Source organism: Terasakiella sp. 4MB5A, from assembly GCF_050058155.1.
Classification (GTDB): Bacteria; Pseudomonadota; Alphaproteobacteria; order Rhodospirillales; family Terasakiellaceae; genus Terasakiella; species Terasakiella halodenitrificans.
This window is the reverse complement of sequence record NZ_CP188815.1, coordinates 3406481-3422449: the sequence shown is the minus strand read 5'-3', so window position 1 is coordinate 3422449 and position 15969 is coordinate 3406481. Positions and strand designations below refer to the sequence as shown.

At 44.7% G+C, this 15969-nt stretch carries 16 protein-coding genes; 9 read left to right on the top strand and 7 right to left on the bottom strand.

Annotation, left to right across the window (positions count from 1 at the left end; translation table 11 throughout):
- Nucleotides 1–17: 17 nt before the first annotated feature.
- Nucleotides 18–293 (bottom strand): HU family DNA-binding protein, encoded by a 276-nt coding sequence (locus ACI0FF_RS16270; protein ID WP_417821940.1) that lies wholly within the window; start codon nt 291–293, stop codon nt 18–20.
- A gap of 203 nt (nt 294–496) precedes the next feature.
- Between ACI0FF_RS16270 and ACI0FF_RS16265 the strand changes: the two genes are divergently transcribed.
- Nucleotides 497–1735 carry a GH39 family glycosyl hydrolase gene (locus ACI0FF_RS16265; RefSeq protein WP_419797813.1) on the top strand — a complete coding sequence of 413 codons (1239 nt, stop codon included), beginning with the start codon at nt 497–499 and terminating at the stop codon, nt 1733–1735.
- On the opposite strand, the gene ACI0FF_RS16260 is transcribed toward ACI0FF_RS16265, so the two are convergent.
- Nucleotides 1715–2692 (bottom strand): glycosyltransferase family 9 protein, encoded by a 978-nt coding sequence (locus tag ACI0FF_RS16260; protein ID WP_419797812.1) that lies wholly within the window; start codon nt 2690–2692, stop codon nt 1715–1717. The two genes, ACI0FF_RS16265 and ACI0FF_RS16260, sit on opposite strands and share 21 nt — an antisense overlap.
- A gap of 145 nt (nt 2693–2837) precedes the next feature.
- Between ACI0FF_RS16260 and ACI0FF_RS16255 the strand changes: the two genes are divergently transcribed.
- The 5 genes from ACI0FF_RS16255 (at nt 2838) to ACI0FF_RS16235 (ending at nt 8532) form a co-directional block, all read left to right on the top strand.
- Nucleotides 2838–4865, top strand: coding sequence for a hypothetical protein (locus tag ACI0FF_RS16255; RefSeq protein WP_419797811.1), 2028 nt, complete (start codon nt 2838–2840; stop codon nt 4863–4865).
- The gene (locus ACI0FF_RS16250; protein ID WP_419797810.1) at nt 4862–5326 is read left to right on the top strand and encodes a hypothetical protein; all 465 of its coding nucleotides are present in this window, start codon (nt 4862–4864) and stop codon (nt 5324–5326) included. Before ACI0FF_RS16255 ends, ACI0FF_RS16250 begins: the two co-directional genes overlap by 4 nt.
- Nucleotides 5327–6346: a sugar transferase gene (locus ACI0FF_RS16245; protein WP_419797809.1), complete on the top strand. Its 1020-nt coding sequence runs from the start codon at nt 5327–5329 to the stop codon at nt 6344–6346.
- A gap of 185 nt (nt 6347–6531) precedes the next feature.
- Nucleotides 6532–7620, top strand: coding sequence for an autotransporter outer membrane beta-barrel domain-containing protein (locus tag ACI0FF_RS16240; RefSeq protein WP_419797808.1), 1089 nt, complete (start codon nt 6532–6534; stop codon nt 7618–7620).
- Nucleotides 7621–7677: 57 nt separating this feature from the next.
- Nucleotides 7678–8532 (top strand): alpha/beta fold hydrolase, encoded by an 855-nt coding sequence (locus tag ACI0FF_RS16235; protein WP_419797807.1) that lies wholly within the window; start codon nt 7678–7680, stop codon nt 8530–8532.
- Nucleotides 8533–8577: 45 nt separating this feature from the next.
- Here ACI0FF_RS16235 and ACI0FF_RS16230 read toward each other — a convergent pair whose 3' ends face one another.
- A complete protein-coding gene (locus tag ACI0FF_RS16230; RefSeq protein ID WP_419797806.1) occupies nt 8578–9159 on the bottom strand; it encodes a D-sedoheptulose 7-phosphate isomerase in 582 nt (193 codons plus the stop codon).
- A 369-nt stretch (nt 9160–9528) separates the two neighbouring features.
- Nucleotides 9529–11694, bottom strand: a complete 2166-nt coding sequence (locus ACI0FF_RS16225; protein ID WP_419797805.1) for an ATP-binding protein — start codon at nt 11692–11694, stop codon at nt 9529–9531.
- A 324-nt stretch (nt 11695–12018) separates the two neighbouring features.
- Here ACI0FF_RS16225 and ybaK point away from each other — a divergent pair, with 324 nt between their 5' ends.
- Nucleotides 12019–12489, top strand: coding sequence for a Cys-tRNA(Pro) deacylase (gene ybaK / locus ACI0FF_RS16220; RefSeq protein WP_419797804.1), 471 nt, complete (start codon nt 12019–12021; stop codon nt 12487–12489).
- On the opposite strand, the gene ACI0FF_RS16215 is transcribed toward ybaK, so the two are convergent.
- On the bottom strand, nt 12486–13394 hold the full coding sequence (locus ACI0FF_RS16215) for a DMT family transporter (RefSeq protein ID WP_419797803.1): 909 nt from the start codon (nt 13392–13394) through the stop codon (nt 12486–12488). The two genes, ybaK and ACI0FF_RS16215, sit on opposite strands and share 4 nt — an antisense overlap.
- 84 nt (nt 13395–13478) lie before the next feature.
- Nucleotides 13479–13850: a VOC family protein gene (locus tag ACI0FF_RS16210; RefSeq protein WP_188663706.1), complete on the bottom strand. Its 372-nt coding sequence runs from the start codon at nt 13848–13850 to the stop codon at nt 13479–13481.
- 84 nt (nt 13851–13934) lie between these two features.
- Between ACI0FF_RS16210 and ACI0FF_RS16205 the strand changes: the two genes are divergently transcribed.
- A complete protein-coding gene (locus ACI0FF_RS16205; protein ID WP_419797802.1) occupies nt 13935–14573 on the top strand; it encodes an alpha/beta family hydrolase in 639 nt (212 codons plus the stop codon).
- Complete coding sequence (locus ACI0FF_RS16200) at nt 14573–15202, top strand: LysE family translocator (RefSeq protein WP_419797801.1); 630 nt, start codon at nt 14573–14575, stop codon at nt 15200–15202. Before ACI0FF_RS16205 ends, ACI0FF_RS16200 begins: the two co-directional genes overlap by 1 nt.
- Here the strand turns inward: ACI0FF_RS16200 and rquA are convergent.
- Entirely contained in the window at nt 15195–15923 is a 729-nt protein-coding gene (rquA, locus tag ACI0FF_RS16195) for a rhodoquinone biosynthesis methyltransferase RquA (protein WP_419797800.1), read from the bottom strand. The genes ACI0FF_RS16200 and rquA overlap by 8 nt on opposite strands.
- Between the last annotated feature and the right edge of the window lie 46 nt (nt 15924–15969).

Genomic DNA, 15969 nt, shown 5'->3' with positions numbered 1-15969 from the left:
CCCTTAAAGTCTCAGGCTTAAGCGTTTACGAGGTCTTTAAGACCTTTGCCCGCTTTGAACTTCGGCTGTTTGGAAGCTGCAATTTTAATGGTTTCGCCAGTGCGCGGGTTGCGGCCGTCACGGGCTGCACGTTCTGTAATACCAAAAGAACCAAATCCGACCAGTTGGACTGTATCGCCATCTTTCAATGCATTTGTAATGGCATCAAATACAGCATCGGTTGCAAGTGTCGCATCGGCTTTAGAAAGGTCAGCCGCAGTGGCAACAGCAGTGACGAGATCGGTTTTGTTCATATCAATATCCTTTGTGAAAATGGGACGGGCTTCATAATGGGTACGGAAGACTTCCGCAACATTAATTATCAATAACAGATTATAAATCTGCTGCGGTGATGATGATCACACAATTCAAGCGAAATGACCCGCATTACCTGAGGTGTTCAAAACAAAAATTTCTGTTTAAATTAAAATAACAAATACTTTTGGGTCAGTCTCTTATGAAAAATACTCCTTATTATTTTATTTCCCTCTGTTTGATCGGGCTGTTTTTTTCCGGCACGTTAAACAGCGAGACACCGGATTATCCCAAACAACTGACCTTGCATTTATCCTCGGAAACTCAGGACAATCCGTCTTTTTTAATGGGGCTTATTCACGGGATCAACGGGCAGCAACCCGCAGATGATTTTATTGATCAAACGGGTTTCGACTATTGGCGTTCCGGGCGAACGGCTGAAGGTTTTATCACCCGTCTTCAACACCGAAAAGCACTGTATCAGTTTGTGTTAGCCGACAGTTGGGGGTTTGGGGAACATATGAAGCCGCCCCATGAGCTGAAAACCGAATGGGAAAATCATGTTCGCCAACTGGTGCGGACGTTTAAAGATAAAGTCTGGGTCTGGGAAATATGGAATGAACCGGATTTAAAACATTTCTGGCGATTCTCCCGCCAAGAGTATTTTGAAACTTGGAAAATTGCCCATAATGTCATTCGCGAAGAACTGGGCGACACGGCCCTGATTGCCGGTCCTTCTTTTGTTCAATTCGATAAAGAATATTTGCAGGATTTTCTCGATTTTTCCTTGAAAGAAAAGCTACAGATCGATGTTTTAACCTGGCACTCGCTCCACACGCGGATTTCGGCTATTCCTGAAAATGTCGCTTATGTTCGCCATCACTTTATGAATAATCCACGCTATACCCCATTGAAAATCAAGCGCATCCATATTGATGAATTTGGCGGGCGCGGGTCGCAATATTCACCTGGTACAACCTTGACCTATTTATGGCAATTGGAAAATGCCCGCATTGATGCCGCCGCCAAAGCCTGTTGGCCGAATGAGGAGGAGAGCCTCTATTATTGTGACAGCGATACATTAAGCGGTCTCGTGACGGACGACCTTCGTGCCAAACGTGCCCCATGGTGGTTATTTGCGAAATATAATGAAAGCCGCAAGGCTGTGCGCCTGACAGTTAAGGGGCAGACCGTCTGGTTACCGGCGCTTGCGTGGGAAGATGATCAGGGGCGTGTGCAGGTGTTATTCGGTTTGGCAGAAGCCAGCAATGCGCCTGCCAACATCGCCGTTGATATCGATGGACCCTATCAGGTGATCAAGGCGCAACGCTTAAGCGATCAGGGCGAAGCGCCTTCTGACGGTTTTGTCGATTTAAAAGTTCAGGCGACCTTTTCATTAAAAGCCGGTGATGTGATTTGGTTAGTCCTCGAACGTTCGTAAAACAGAGGATACGGCAATATGCTGCATAATCGGTGTTTTATCTTCGGGATATTCAAAACCAAGGTTCAGATATCCCGATTCAATATGACCGGGTGGGGAGATATTGGTCACTTTCGGGCCAATAGCCCCCCACCGTTTTGGGTTTGTCGGCCCGTTTAAGGCAATGGTGCGGACCCCACATGTCGCTGCCATATGCATAATGCCCGTATTGACACTGACCAATGTTAAATTCGGATGTTTACAAAAAAGCCAAACCAATTGCGTTAAAGTCAGTTTACCACACAGATCGTGAACATGAATTTTGTATAAATCGAATTCTTGAAATAAACGATTCTGTCGATCCCGATCATTCGGAGCGGCGCTGACATAAACCTGATAGCCTTTTTTTATCAGATTTTGGCTTAAACGCGCCCAATGATCATTTGGCCATTCTTTCAGTTCGCGATAAATACCGGACGGCCATGGGTGCAAAAGGACAACGGGTTGATCCATATCAACCGCAACAGGTGCATCGTCCAAATTCGGGCAGGATAACGCTGCTGCCTGATCCCCCTTGCCACCGGCAAGGTGTGCTAAATTTTGAATGTTGCTGAGTTGGTGGCGTGTAGCGTCATGCACGACGCAATCGCTATAAAGGTAGTGACGGTTTTGCCCCGGTGTCTCAAAACCGAGAATACGTTTTGCCCCAGATAAGCCGCTGAGCAAGGCTTCATAACGAGTCCAGTCCCCTAAATCAATAAACAGGTCAAAGCGTTCCTTGCGTAATTTGAAGATATTCCCAAACAGATTGGCGATGCTTAAAACGCTGACATGCACATCAGGTACAGGTAACATATCGGCAAGCGCTGAATTGTCTTTCCCCAAGTAAAGGTGAAGTTCGGCATCCGGGTATGTTTTGCGCATATCCAGCAACAAAGATGTTGCCAGCGTCAGGTCCCCGATGGCGACTAATTTCAAGATTCCAATTTTTCTTGGACTTTTGGTAAATTTTTTCTTCCGCCATACAAGGGAAAGTATGTACAAACATAGGGGGAGGACGTAACGGTCCAAAATATGTAATAACTTGTTGCCGCGCATCAATATCTTATCAAATGTAATGAAAATGACTGCCGATAAATTTAGATACCTATCAGTTAGCCTGATATTGTGCTTGGGCGCAATCTCAACTTTTGCCGCATTGCCTGTTTTTCGCTTCGGTGTTTGGCAAGATGCTGAACCAACAGTTGTGAGTGTTTTTGCTCTGGGTGGATTGGCATGGTTGTGGAATGCGTGGTTCTTATATACACACCCGCAAACACCTTTGCCCCGTACCATTCAGGTATCCATTGCATTGGCGTTATGGGCGACGCTTTCTTCTGTCTTTGCGCCTTATCCTTTATTAAGTTTGTTGGGAAGCCCACAACTCGCAGAAGGTGCGGCCCTCTTTTTTGTTTTATCCGGTTTTCTTATTGCAGGGTATTTTGCTCAAGAAAAACGTTTCATTACGATTTCGGTCTGTATTGGTGCGCTGGTCCTGATTGGCTATGGGGTTATTGTAAACCCGCTTCCCGTTGGATCCCCTTATAAGCTTTTTTTCTTTCCAGATTATCTGGGTGTTTTTGCCGTTCTGGTTCCTGCACTGATTTATTTTTTAGCCTATAATGTGACGACTAAAGCTAATATTCACAATGCTGCGATTCTTTTGGGTTTTATCGCGGGAATGGTCGTTGCATATCTAGGGGACAACCGTGGTGCAGTTGTCATTGTGCTGGTCTGTGGGTTTGGTGGTTGGTTGATAACGGTTCTGGTTCAGCGTTATGCATCCCTAAAAATCAATAAAACCGTTCTCTTTCTGGCAAGTCTTTCTATTATTATTATCCCTATATCTATTTTCATATTGATCTTGTGGGTTGGGCGTGACTATCAGGCAAACGAATTGGGCGAGTTTACCTTGTTCTATTCTTTATGGTCGCGCAGTTTAATGTTTAGTATTACGGCCTACGCCTTTGATGATGGTGGATGGCTTACATATATTTTTGGTAACGGGTTTGGGCATTCCCTCTTTGCTATCCAAAAATATCTGGTTTTTTCCGGGCAGGATTTCCTCAATCCGACATGGGATACCTTTTCGCGTGATTATGTTCACACCCATTCCATTCCTTATGAAATGGTATTTTCGGGTGGGCCGGTCGCTCTGGTTCTTTATCTTTCTATCTTTATCTTTTGGATAAAAGAAGCGCAGGCGCAACACAAAGGGATCGTTGTCGGTACAGCTGCGAGCTATATCGCGATTGCTTCTCTCTGGTTTGAATTTGCAACCGTTATTCCACTGTTGGCCTTTATTATGGCGACAACGCTGGATCATTCTTCGGTTAAACAGGTAAATGCAAAACTTAGAATTCTAAAGGCAACTGGGGGCGTTATTTTCTCTGGGGGTCTTATTTGGGCATCAATCTGGGTGTACCAACAAAACATGCATTTGGATAAAAATGTTTTTCTGGCACGTCAGGATAAAGCATTTAACACAATTGCGGATGATCATTTGCGCGGTAATATTTCTTTCCAACGTGCCCTACGGGATGGGTATCGTTATATTACTGCAGCTCCTGACGGGCAAAGTCTGGAATATGATGATTTTCTGTGGACACAATATCTTGTGGAAATGGCTCAACGCCAATTACGATCCAGTCCTGGAAATGCCCTTATTATGGAATATCTCCTGTTGGCGTCTGATTTCCAGAATATCCAGCGCTCGGAAAAAGAATATCAGGCGTTAAAATCCGTTATTCTTTCCGAATGGTCATATGCGGCTTCTATTTTGTTGGAAACGGCACCGCATCGTAGTGAGCTTCTCATTCCTTATTTGACTTATGCTGTCTCACCTCAAACTCAACAATCTGAACGGGAGTGGGCAAGCATTATTCTAAATGATCTCTATCAGTACGATAATGAAAATCCGGTTGCGCTTTGGTTTATCGGACAACTGGAACTCGCGAACACCGATAACAAAAAGCGTATCAAGGCTATTGAAAATATGGTAGATGCTGTCGAAAAACACGACTTAAGACGTTTTTTGGAAATCCCGGATAGCTTAATTCAACAATTGAAAACTGCGCATACAGCCCTCGTACAACATAGCAAAATGCAATGAATGCCAAACTCAAAAAAATAGAAGATCGTATTAATGCGATACCTGTATGGAAAAAAACGACAATCGCTTTTTGCATTACGCTCGGTATCGATTTTTTATCTTTGACTGCTTCTGTTTTACTGGCGCGTTATATGCGCTGGCTGTTTGTTGATTACCCTAATACTGAGATTCTGTTTGAATGGAACGTTAGCCTTTTTGTCGAACGATTGTGGTTATACGGCGCCTTTATCTTGATCTTATTGCTGGTTTTTACAGCCAAAGGGCATTACACGCGCAGGCGTATGCCGATTATGCTGTTTAACGAAATTTTCTTAATGGTCTTAATTGTTGGCGTCGCTGATTTTGCCTCCGCCTACCTTTTACAAAAAGCCTTCCCGAGGCTTTGGGTCGCTTTAACCTGGGGGATGGCTCCTTTTGTTCTCCTCTTTGGGCGCTATGTCAGCATTGCGATTCTTAAATGAATGAGATGCTGGAAACTTCCTGTCCTTTTTTTTGGCGATTTAAATGGGTTGGATATCGTTAAAAACCTGATTCGAAATGAACAATTTTCAGGCTACTATTTGGCCGAATCGTTTCTCAAAACAAATGGCAAAAGCTATCTAAATCCCAAAAATGAATATCAAACGGTCAATCTACGTGATTTTGGTCGCCTGAAAATCCGCCATAACCTGAGAGTTTTAATCTGTTTCTCCAAAGAAAAAGAGCACGAACAGCAAGAAGTTGCCGTAGAAGCTTTACGTCACGGTCATCAGGTTATGCTCTTGCCATCTTATTTCCAGTTGCCAATTTTTCATTCCAACATTGAGCCCATATTTGGTGAACATTATCTGTTGATGCGTATGCAGAATGCGCTGGATAATTGGTTTTATAAAAAAATAAAACGCCTCTTCGACCTGATAATCGCCTGTCTTCTTCTTACGTTGTCGTTGCCGATACTTATTCTTGCTGCCATTTGGATCCGTTCGGTGTCTAAGGGACCTGCTCTTTTTCGGCAAAAGCGGATTGGGTTGAACGGAGAAAATTTTCCCTGTCTTAAACTTCGCACGATGGAAGTTGGTGCTCATCAAACACTGGTGCGTTGGAAAAAAAATGCACCGGATACATGGGCGGAGTATGAAAAAAATAACTTTAAATTAGATAGGGATCCGCGATTGATTAAAGGAGCACATTTTTTAAGGAAATATTCGATCGATGAACTTCCGCAACTCCTAAACGTTGTGAAAGGTGATATGAGTATGGTCGGTCCACGCCCTCTGTTACCACGCGAAATTAAAAGCTATGGTATAAATTTTGAGAACTATACACGTACTATTCCCGGCATTACGGGCTTGTGGCAAGTGAACGGGCGCAGCCATACGACTTTCACTAAAAGAGCTGAGCTCGATTCTTGGTATATACAGAATTGGTCGGTCTGGCTTGACATTATAATCACACTAAAAACCTTTAAAATTGTGCTTTTAGGGCTTGGTGAGCGCCACTAAACCCCGCGAGTGTAGCTAAAATGCCACACAGTGACACGCAGGACTCAATTCTCTCTTTTTTTAGTTGCAAACCGCGGCAAATAAAAGTCTATTAGCTATTGATTGAGAGCTGGCACAGTGTGCAAGCAGTCTGGGTCAGTTTGAAATCTTCAATTGCAATTGAAGTAAATCTATAATCAAGGGGAATGGAACTAACCATGTTCTCAAAATGTAAAATTCTAATTGCTGGTGCAGCTGTTGCGTTGGTTTCAACGCAAGCATCCGCCGAGACGTATTCGTCCGGTCCGAATGCAGCAGGTTCATCAGTCGTTGCTCCGGTTGTTGCGAAATCAATTGCCGTAGCTAACGTAAATAACGTGTCGGCTCACTTGGATGCCATCGTTGGTGTCATTTCTGGTGCTGTTGGTGGCGGTGGCGTTAGTGTCACTCCTACTCCGACTACTAAGTTTGAAGGTGGTAACACTAAGCAAACTGTTAGCTTGTTCGATTCTGCGAAGCAACACGGTTATGGCGCTGGTAACGAAACACGTAAAGTTTCTGTTTGGGCGAACCTGTCTTACACTTGGATCGAAAGTGATAAAGTGAACGAAAACTTCGATGGTAACGTTGCTGCTCTCAACGTTGGTATCGATAAGTGGTTCACTGACAAGTTAATGGCTGGTGTTTCTGTCGGTTATGCGTCTACTGACGTAGATACCACGTTTAACTCTGGTACGTACGAAGAGAAATCTACAACTCTCGCACCGTATGCTCTTATCCGTATCACTGATAATGTGAACCTGACTGGTATGTTCGGTCACACATGGGGTGATGTTGACCAAGATCGTCAAAATGGTGCAACTACGGCTTCTACCGATGCCAAAACTTGGTTCGCAGCAACAACATTGTCTGCTAGCAAGCAAATCAAGAACATCGGTTTGACTGGTCGCGTTGGTTACTTGTGGTCTGACCGCGATACTGACGGCTTCGTAGAAAGCAACGGCAACGTTGTTGCTGCTTCTCAAAGCAAAACCAGCCAAGGTCGTATCGGTGCTGAAGCCAGCTATGCCATTAACTCTGGCAAGTTGAACCTGTCACCGTTTGCTTCCGTAGATTATCTGCGTGACTTCAAAGACGAGATCAACAACGACGCTGATGCGTTTGACCTTGGTCTTGGCCTGCGAGTGGGTTCTAAAGATGGCTCCGTTGACGGTAGCTTGAATGTTAAAACCCAAGTTGGTCGCGACAACTTCGAGAGCACAACTGCTTCTGCAACTGTTCGCTTCAAATTCTAAGCGTAAGTTTGCAGTATGACAGTTTGTCATCAAGTAAAAAGGGTCATGCAGAAATGCATGGCCCTTTTGCTTGCTTTATTTTTAGGTGGCTGCTTAAATATCCACACTGATCGCGCCTATGATAAAGCTTATGAATTAACCCGTGAAAGCCAGTGGGTTCCCACTTATATTGAAACGGCACATTTCACGCTTAAAAGCTATCTTTCTCCAAAACGGTCTGCGCCCGATCTCCCTTTAATTGCTTATATTGAAGGTGATGGATCAGCCTGGATTGATGTGAACCGAATATCGCCGGATCCAACACCTCAAGAACCTTTTATGTTGTCTGTTGCCCTGCAGGACACCACATTTGATGCCGTCTATATTGCCCGGCCCTGTCAATATGTGATTAACGAGGGAAAAGGCGTCAATTGCCAATATGCGTTATGGACAGATGGTCGTTTTAATGAGGTTGTCATCGCAGATATGAATGAAGCAATTGATAAGGCTTTGAAGCAAAAAAACCGACAAAACGTCATTTTGGTGGGCGGATCCGGAGGGGCAACGGTTGCTATGCTGGTTGCAGCCCGACGCACAGATGTGCAGGGAATTGTTTCTTTAGCTGGATTGCTTAATCATACGAGTTGGACGCGTCATCATAAGATAACGCCACTGGCACAATCATTGGATACCGATCCAATCTATTCACAAATTTTAACCGTCCCTCAAATTCATGTAATGGGGAAGGGCGATACAATTATTCCCAATGCCTTAAGCATCAATGAGATCAATAAGATGAAGAAAATTGTTCGCGCTCGGATTCTCTATCGCGTTGAACAGGACTTGGACCATGATTGCTGTTGGGGACCCTATTGGGGTAAATACCATCAACCGATACTACAAAGTTTAATTCAAAAAAGGGTAGGGTCATAATTAAGACCTAACTCATTATGACGGTCAATATTTCCCGGGTTTGGTCTAAGGTGCTTTGAAAATAGCATTTTCGACCAATCCGCAAATCGTATGGCCCAGTAATAAATGGCCTTCCTGAATTTTAGGTGTATCAGCAGACGGGACTTCCAGTAAAAAATCGCAGAGATCACACATGGTGCCTTTGCGGTTTCCCGTCAGACCGATTGTCGTCAAGCCACGCGCCTTGGCTTCTTCAAGTGCAGCGATAATATTTGGGGATGATCCTGATGTGGAATAGGCAATAAAGACATCGCCTTGTGCGCCTAAAGCCTCCACTTGCCGGGCAAACAAACGCTCGTAGCCATAATCATTGCCGATTGCTGTTAGAATGGATGTATCTGTTGTTAAAGCGATCGCAGCGAGACCCGGACGGTCAAAGGCAAAACGGCTAACCAATTCACCAGCAATATGTTGGGCATCCGCCGCACTGCCACCATTTCCTGCCAGCAAAACTTTACCGGAATTTTGAAGCGCGTGAATGCAGGCCTGTGCGGCTTGATCAACCTTTTGTTTCAAGGTCTGATCTTCATTCATCAGGTTAAGGATTCGAATCGTTTCCTCAAGTTGCTTCGTTGTATAGTCTGCCATCTTTATCTCTCTAAATCGCTTCGGCATTGTTATGTGTCTCATAAAGTGATGAGACGCAAGGGCTACACACTATCGTTTCAATGGCGAAGAAGCAAAACTTCTTTACAGATCTTCATATTGGCAAAGTTGTTTTAGGGGGGATGGTTTTAAAATCTGAATTTTGCTACGCCCTATTTGAGTCCTACCTTGATACTTTTACCGTGCTCCCATCTCCCAAAGGGGGTGCAGTATGATAAATCTCTCATTTATTAAGCTAAGACTGTTTTGATTCATTATGTGATTGTCTGGAATGCTACATTCAATAACAATCCGCACAGGCAACAAACAATTGATATGATCTCGCATTATCTTGGCAATGGATAGCTGGTTTTATAGAACTTTTGCGATTTCAGCACAGAGAACATCAAATTTCACAGGTTTGATGACAACGGCATCAATTCCCGATTTTAGAAAATCCTCACGATGTTCTTTTACAGCATCGGCGGTAAAAGCCACAATGGGTTTACGTGCATTTGGCCCGCTGGTCCTCCGAATTTCGCGAGAGGCTTCCATCCCATCCATTTCAGGCATTTGAATGTCCATTAAAATCAGGTCGAAAGCTTCTTTTGCGGCATACTCAACTGCCTCTAGTCCATTATTTGCAATTGTAACGGCATGCCCGCCCTTGCTTAACATGGAACTAATGACTTTTTGATTTATCACATTATCTTCTGCCATTAAGACATTCAATGGGGGTAAAATTCGATTTTTGGGCTGTAATGCTGTTTCTGGTTTTTGAACTGCCTTTACAGGTAAAGTTAGAGCGAAAGTGGTGCCTTTATTGAGTTCGCTTTTCACGTTGAACTCCCCCCCCATCATTTCGCTCAATTCATGGGAGATGGCGAGCCCCAGGCCGGTTCCGCCATATTTTTTGGACAGACTTTGGTCTGCTTGTGAGAAACGATTAAAAATAATGCCGAGATAGTCTTCGGGAATTCCAATTCCAGTATCGCGAATGGAAACTTTCAGAACATCATTGCCATCTTCTTTTTTGTCCACATCCATTGAAATATCAATCTGGCCCTGTTCAGTGAACTTAACCGCGTTACTCACCAGATTAGAGATAATTTGGCGCAAGCGAATTTCATCAACTTCACACCAATAGTCGGTAAACGGGCCGCTATGGCTGTTAAGTTCCAGCCCTTTCTTAACGGCACCGGGACGAAACAGACTGACAACGTTGTTTAGGATTTCAGCCGGAGAACATACGGTTTTATCCAGATGTAATTTTCCAGCCTCAATTTTTGATAAATCAAGAATATCATCCAGTAACACCATTAAATTATTGGAAGATTCTTCCAGATCATCCAGTAACTCTCCCTCTTCACGGACAATTGAGTCATTGCCCCGCAAGAGTTCCAGAATTCCGCGTATCCCCATCATAGGTGTACGAAGTTCATGGCTCATCGTTGCTAGAAATTCACTTTTTGTCCGATTGGCGTCTTCTGCACTTTTCTTGGCTTTACGTAACTCAGCTTCCATTTCTTTACGTTGGGTAATGTCGCTATGCGTACCCGACATACGTAGCGGTAAACCGTCATGCGTCCATTCAACCACATTGCCTTTCGAAAGAATCCAAATATAGCTGCCATTTTTGTGAAACATACGAAATTCGGTTTCATAATAATCCAAGTCCCGGTCGAAGGTCTTTTCAAGGAGGCTAAGGGCAACCTTCAGGTCTTCGGGATGGGTGTTTTGCTGCCAAGTTTTGACGGTGACAGGTTCTAATTCTTCAACCGAATATCCCAACATATTTGCGAAACGATCATTAATATTGACAATTCCGGTTTGAATGTTCCATTCAAAGGTACCGACGTTGGTACTCCAAATAATTTCATCCAGTTGCTTGCGCTTATCCTGAGCTGATTTTTTGGCTTCATTTTGCTGTTTTACAGCCCATCCCAAGGCCGCAATCATCACCAGCAAAACAATGATACCACTGACCAACAAGGTCACTTGTGTTTGGAAAGAGTCGACTAATTTATTTGTTTGGCGGTCAACCATTTGTTCCAATTGAGTTTGATAATGCCAAAGGTCATCCTGAATTTCACGTTGACGGGAAATATCGTGAATGATGGAAATTAGAACATCTTTTCCGTTAAACTCATACGGGTTGGAAAGCACCTCAACCGTTTTTACTTCACCGTTTTTCAAACGGTGCCGAAAAATAAAGAAATTTCGTCGTTCATTTTTGGCGCGTAATCGTTCTTGTGCAACCTCTTCTTTGGTCAGGACATTAATATCCTGAATACCCATTTTTAAAAGTTCATCACGGCTATAACCGTAAAATGTACTGGCAGACGGATTGAGATCAATTATTTTACCGCTTTTGGGGTCGATCACAAGAATGACCGCATTATGGTTTTGTGAAAATTTTTCAAACGACAAACCAGCATAGGCGCGCATATTTGCGCACAATATAAGCACCATAAAACAGACGAGTGCGACCATTGCGGTTTTTTGTTTTTCTGGCAATCTCTTAATAGACGACTGCATCGTTTCCCCTTAGGACGTAAGTTTGCCCAGTTTCTTGCCTAAGCTTTTTATAATGTTATAAGTTTCACAAAAGAATATCCGTTCCACATATGAACGCAACTTTTATGGTTTATTTTTATAAAAAAGCGGTGTTTGACGCATTTTTCTTACGAAGAAAATGGTCTTTTTTCCTCTTAAAGTATTAAATATGGCACTTGTTTGACGGAGGGATATTTACTGAGAAAGACTGATTCGCCTGATTTATTTTTTTGATATTTGACACGCAGGCAGTGTTATTAGACCCTATGAAGCAGAACAGAGACAACAACACGTGGCGTAATTTTTATGACCCCAGCGATTGATTTGGCAAAAAAGAAAAAGATCACGTTTCAAATCCATCAATATGAACATGACCCCAGTGCCCCTTCCTATGGTGAAGAAGCTGCTGAGAAAATGAATATTGCGATGAACCGGGTTTTTAAAACACTGGTTATTGCCACGGATCAAAACCAGTTGGCAGTTTGTATTGTTCCTGTGAATTCTATGCTGGATTTAAAAGCGGCGGCGAAATCATTGAAAGCCAAAAAGGTGATGATGGCGGATGCGCGCAAGGTGCAATCCACGACGGGGTATGTTTTGGGCGGAGTCAGTCCGCTGGGTCAAAAAAAATCATTACCAACGCTCATTGATGACAGTGCACAAGGACAGGACACCATTTTTGTCAGTGCCGGTAAACGCGGACTTGAAATAGAGCTCAGCCCCATAGATTTACAAAGTTTGACTCGTGCGCAATTTTCCACGATTGCCAAAACTTAACTCATTGTTTTAAAACGAATGCTGCGCAGCATTCGTCCGTCCATAATCAGCAATCCCAATAGGATTAACACCATTCCTGCGATTTGGTCCGTCGATAATGTTTCCTGTAAAAAAACGCTGCCCAATGTAATTGCACTCAGCGGGATCAGGAATGTCACCAGCATTAAATTGGTGGCCCCGCTTGTTTCCAATATTTTGAAGTACAGTATATATGCCGCCACTGTACACAGACAGGCAATTCCCAATATTGCCCCTAGGACATCACTGGACGGTATAAAATAGCCCTGTGGAAAACCAAGCCATAAGGCCAGAGGGGTCATAATCAGGCTTGAGGCCGAGACCTGTCCGGTGGCGGTCACCATCGGGTCTATCCCCTTAAACCGTCGTCCCCAGATCGCGGCACACCCGTAAGAAATAGCTGCCAACAAAATAGCTGCTTGAGACCAGAACGCAGAGGCTAGACCTTGAAAAGCTTCCATCCCGACCATAAGCACGACACCGGAAAACCCGACCAGAAGTCCAATGGCTTTGAGCAGGGTCAAACGTTCATCCTGTGTTAAAAATTGTGCAAGAATCACGGTAAAAAAAGGTGTTGTTGCATTGAAAATAGAGGCAAGGGATCCGCTGATTTCCTGCTGTCCCCAGACGATTAAACTGAAAGGGATGTCATTATTCAAACAGCCCATAACGAGAAAAGAGGCCCAAAGTCGTCGATCCCAGCTCATCTGTATGCTGCGTAGTCGAAGAATAACCCAGAGTATCAGACAAGCCAAAGCCACACGTCCCCATACGGTGACAAGCGGTGTGACTTCGCGTAAAGCGATTTCAGTAAAAAAGAATGATCCGCCCCACAAAAGAGACAAGGTCAGAAGGAGACCCCAATCAAAAACCCGCATATGTCCCATCTTTATCTCCATCCTGAATATTAATCGCTCAGGTTAGGCTATAGACGGGCCTGCGGGTTTTCTCGCCACATTCGGACGTGAGGATTAGTTTTGCTGGGGATACTGAACCAAGGTAAAGACATTGTTGGCCGGGTCACGGAAATGCGCGAGCGCGCCGCCCCATTCTTCACGTTCCGGCTTTCCTTCAAAATGAACACCCTTGGCTTTCAGGTCTTTATAGGCAGTGTCAATATCATCAACAGCAAAGGAAATACCGGTAAAACGTCCGACCATGCCAGCGGCTTCCGGTTCGCTCAGGTCCAATTCTTCCAGAATCAGTTTGGTACCTGCCAAGTCGTAAACGGCAACCCCTTCGCCTTCAAATCCGATGACGAACCCCAGTGCGTTGACAAAAAAGTCCCGTGTTTCTTCAAAATCACCGGAAAAAATACGAATTGCATCAATCGCGTTGAGCATGGCTTGCATCCTTTTTTATTTGCGTTAGCTTAATGTCGTCTAAACTCTAGGCGAAGGCCTTACACAATTCAAAAGGAAAATACCATGAACTATTTGTTCAACGGCCCCGAAAATGCCGATATTACGTTTGTTTATGCCCACGGCGCCGGTGCACAAATGGATAGTAAATTCATGGAACGGGTTGCTGAAGGTTTGGGCGAACGCGATATACGGGTTGTTCGTTTTGAATTTCCCTATATGCAAAAACGCCGGGAAACCGGTAAGAAACGCCCGCCAGACCGGACACCCAAATTGTTGAAGGCTTGGCGGGAGGTCATAACGGACCTTGGCGGTAGCGATAATTTGTTCATCGGTGGGAAATCATTGGGGGGGCGTATGGCGACAATGGTTGCGGCCGAGTTGGAAGACGAAGGTACCTCGGTTAAGGGTGTCTGCGTCACCGGGTATCCGTTTCATCCTTTGGGCAAGTCGGAAAAAGAGCATCTGCGCATTGATCATCTGATGACGCTTAAAACACCAACATTGATCTGCCAAGGTGCACGCGACAGTTTTGGTTGGTGGGACGAGGTGGTCGAATATGGCTTGCCCGATACGATTGATTTTCATTGGGCTGATGATGGGGATCACGATCTCAAACCCCGTGTCCTATCAGGGCGGACCATGCGCGAAAACCAGATGGAAGCCATTGATGCGATTGCAAACTGGTTGAAAGAACATGTGTGATGCCGATTGATCCTGCAACTTTGCTGGCCTTTGCGCTTACGGCTGGGGCCATTGTACTTTCCCCCGGTCCTGACACGGTTCTGATCTTGCGTTATGCGTTGAATTCTGGGCGCAATGTCGGGTTTGCGACGGTTCTGGGGGTACAAATCGGGCTGGTTGGTCATACCTTGCTGGCGATTTTCGGTATTTCCGTGATTATTGCCTCTAGTCCCATTTTGTTTAAATTGGTGGCGACGTTTGGGGCGGCTTATCTGGCATGGATCGGCATTCAGGGCTTTCGGGGAACGACCCTGAAGTTTGACAGCCAAGGGCCACAAATTACGTGGAAAAAGGCCATGATTGATGCCATGGTTTGTAACTTGCTCAACCCCAAAGTCATTATTTTGTTTTTGGCCTTATTGCCGAATTTTGTTGACCCGCAAAAAGGGAATATCACCTTACAGTTGGTCATTCTGGCCCTTGTTTTGGTCCTGATCAATGTTTTATGGCAAGCCCCACTGGCTTGGGCAGCAGACGCTGTTAAAGCATGGTTGTCGCGTCCACGGGTTCAAAAAACGGTGAATGCCAGCACCGGGGCTTTCTTGCTGTTTTTCGCAGGTCTGATGTTATGGGAACATTTGATCAAGTAGGCTTGCGGCGTTCGGCAACTACTTTTTGATACATACCACCAAACAGGGTTTCTTTGCGCCAAACGACATCGTTGTCGTTAGGTGCGTACTCTTCAATTTCCTTATGCCACAAGCCTTTTGCGAAAGGTTCCAGCCAATCGAAAATCTTGTTCATAACGGGCTTTAAGGGATGAAAAGATGCCGGTTTGTGGTAATCGACAAAGACGACTTTGCCCCCGGGCTTTGTTGAAGCCAGCAAAGCGGAAACAATTTTACTTTTCATGGCTTCCGGGACTTCATGCAGTAAGAAGAAGCAAACCACCGTATCATATGGGGTTGAACGTACAATAGACGCATCCCCATGCATGACCTTGGCTTGAGTCATACCTTCAACGCGTTTTTGCGCTGTTTCAACTTGAATAGGCGCGATATCAATAACATCGAGTTGCCCGTTTTCACCGACAGCATGGGCGAGTTTGGTTGAAAAACGGCCATAAACGGCGGCGGCTTGCAGTACGCGGGAGCCGGGTTCAATCTCTACTACCGTTCTGCGGATCAAACGGGACGCATTCCCCCATAAAATTGCGGCAACCACGGGTGCAGAACTGAGCCACGGCACCGTTTTCGGATTCAAATATGCCCAAGTATAAGTTTCGCGTAAATAGTCCGGCACGCCTGTTGATGCTGATGTACAGGCCTGTGCAGCAGATGGATCACCATCTTGCTTTCTATAAAAAGTCATGAGCCCCCTCATTTGATACGTTCTAAAATATATTCATACTTTTCAA

Bases quoted from the DNA above. Each gene is read 5' to 3' on its own strand.
- ACI0FF_RS16270 (WP_417821940.1), bottom strand. From the start codon at position 293: ATGAACAAAACCGATCTCGTCACTGCTGTTGCCACTGCGGCTGACCTT.
- ACI0FF_RS16265 (WP_419797813.1), top strand. From the start codon at position 497: ATGAAAAATACTCCTTATTATTTTATTTCCCTCTGTTTGATCGGGCTG.
- ACI0FF_RS16255 (WP_419797811.1), top strand. From the start codon at position 2,838: ATGACTGCCGATAAATTTAGATACCTATCAGTTAGCCTGATATTGTGC.
- ACI0FF_RS16250 (WP_419797810.1), top strand. From the start codon at position 4,862: ATGAATGCCAAACTCAAAAAAATAGAAGATCGTATTAATGCGATACCT.
- ACI0FF_RS16245 (WP_419797809.1), top strand. From the start codon at position 5,327: ATGAGATGCTGGAAACTTCCTGTCCTTTTTTTTGGCGATTTAAATGGG.
- ACI0FF_RS16240 (WP_419797808.1), top strand. From the start codon at position 6,532: ATGGAACTAACCATGTTCTCAAAATGTAAAATTCTAATTGCTGGTGCA.
- ACI0FF_RS16235 (WP_419797807.1), top strand. From the start codon at position 7,678: ATGGCCCTTTTGCTTGCTTTATTTTTAGGTGGCTGCTTAAATATCCAC.
- ACI0FF_RS16230 (WP_419797806.1), bottom strand. From the start codon at position 9,159: ATGGCAGACTATACAACGAAGCAACTTGAGGAAACGATTCGAATCCTT.
- ACI0FF_RS16225 (WP_419797805.1), bottom strand. From the start codon at position 11,694: ATGCAGTCGTCTATTAAGAGATTGCCAGAAAAACAAAAAACCGCAATG.
- ybaK (WP_419797804.1), top strand. From the start codon at position 12,019: ATGACCCCAGCGATTGATTTGGCAAAAAAGAAAAAGATCACGTTTCAA.
- ACI0FF_RS16215 (WP_419797803.1), bottom strand. From the start codon at position 13,394: ATGGGACATATGCGGGTTTTTGATTGGGGTCTCCTTCTGACCTTGTCT.
- ACI0FF_RS16210 (WP_188663706.1), bottom strand. From the start codon at position 13,850: ATGCTCAACGCGATTGATGCAATTCGTATTTTTTCCGGTGATTTTGAA.
- ACI0FF_RS16205 (WP_419797802.1), top strand. From the start codon at position 13,935: ATGAACTATTTGTTCAACGGCCCCGAAAATGCCGATATTACGTTTGTT.
- ACI0FF_RS16200 (WP_419797801.1), top strand. From the start codon at position 14,573: ATGCCGATTGATCCTGCAACTTTGCTGGCCTTTGCGCTTACGGCTGGG.
- rquA (WP_419797800.1), bottom strand. From the start codon at position 15,923: ATGACTTTTTATAGAAAGCAAGATGGTGATCCATCTGCTGCACAGGCC.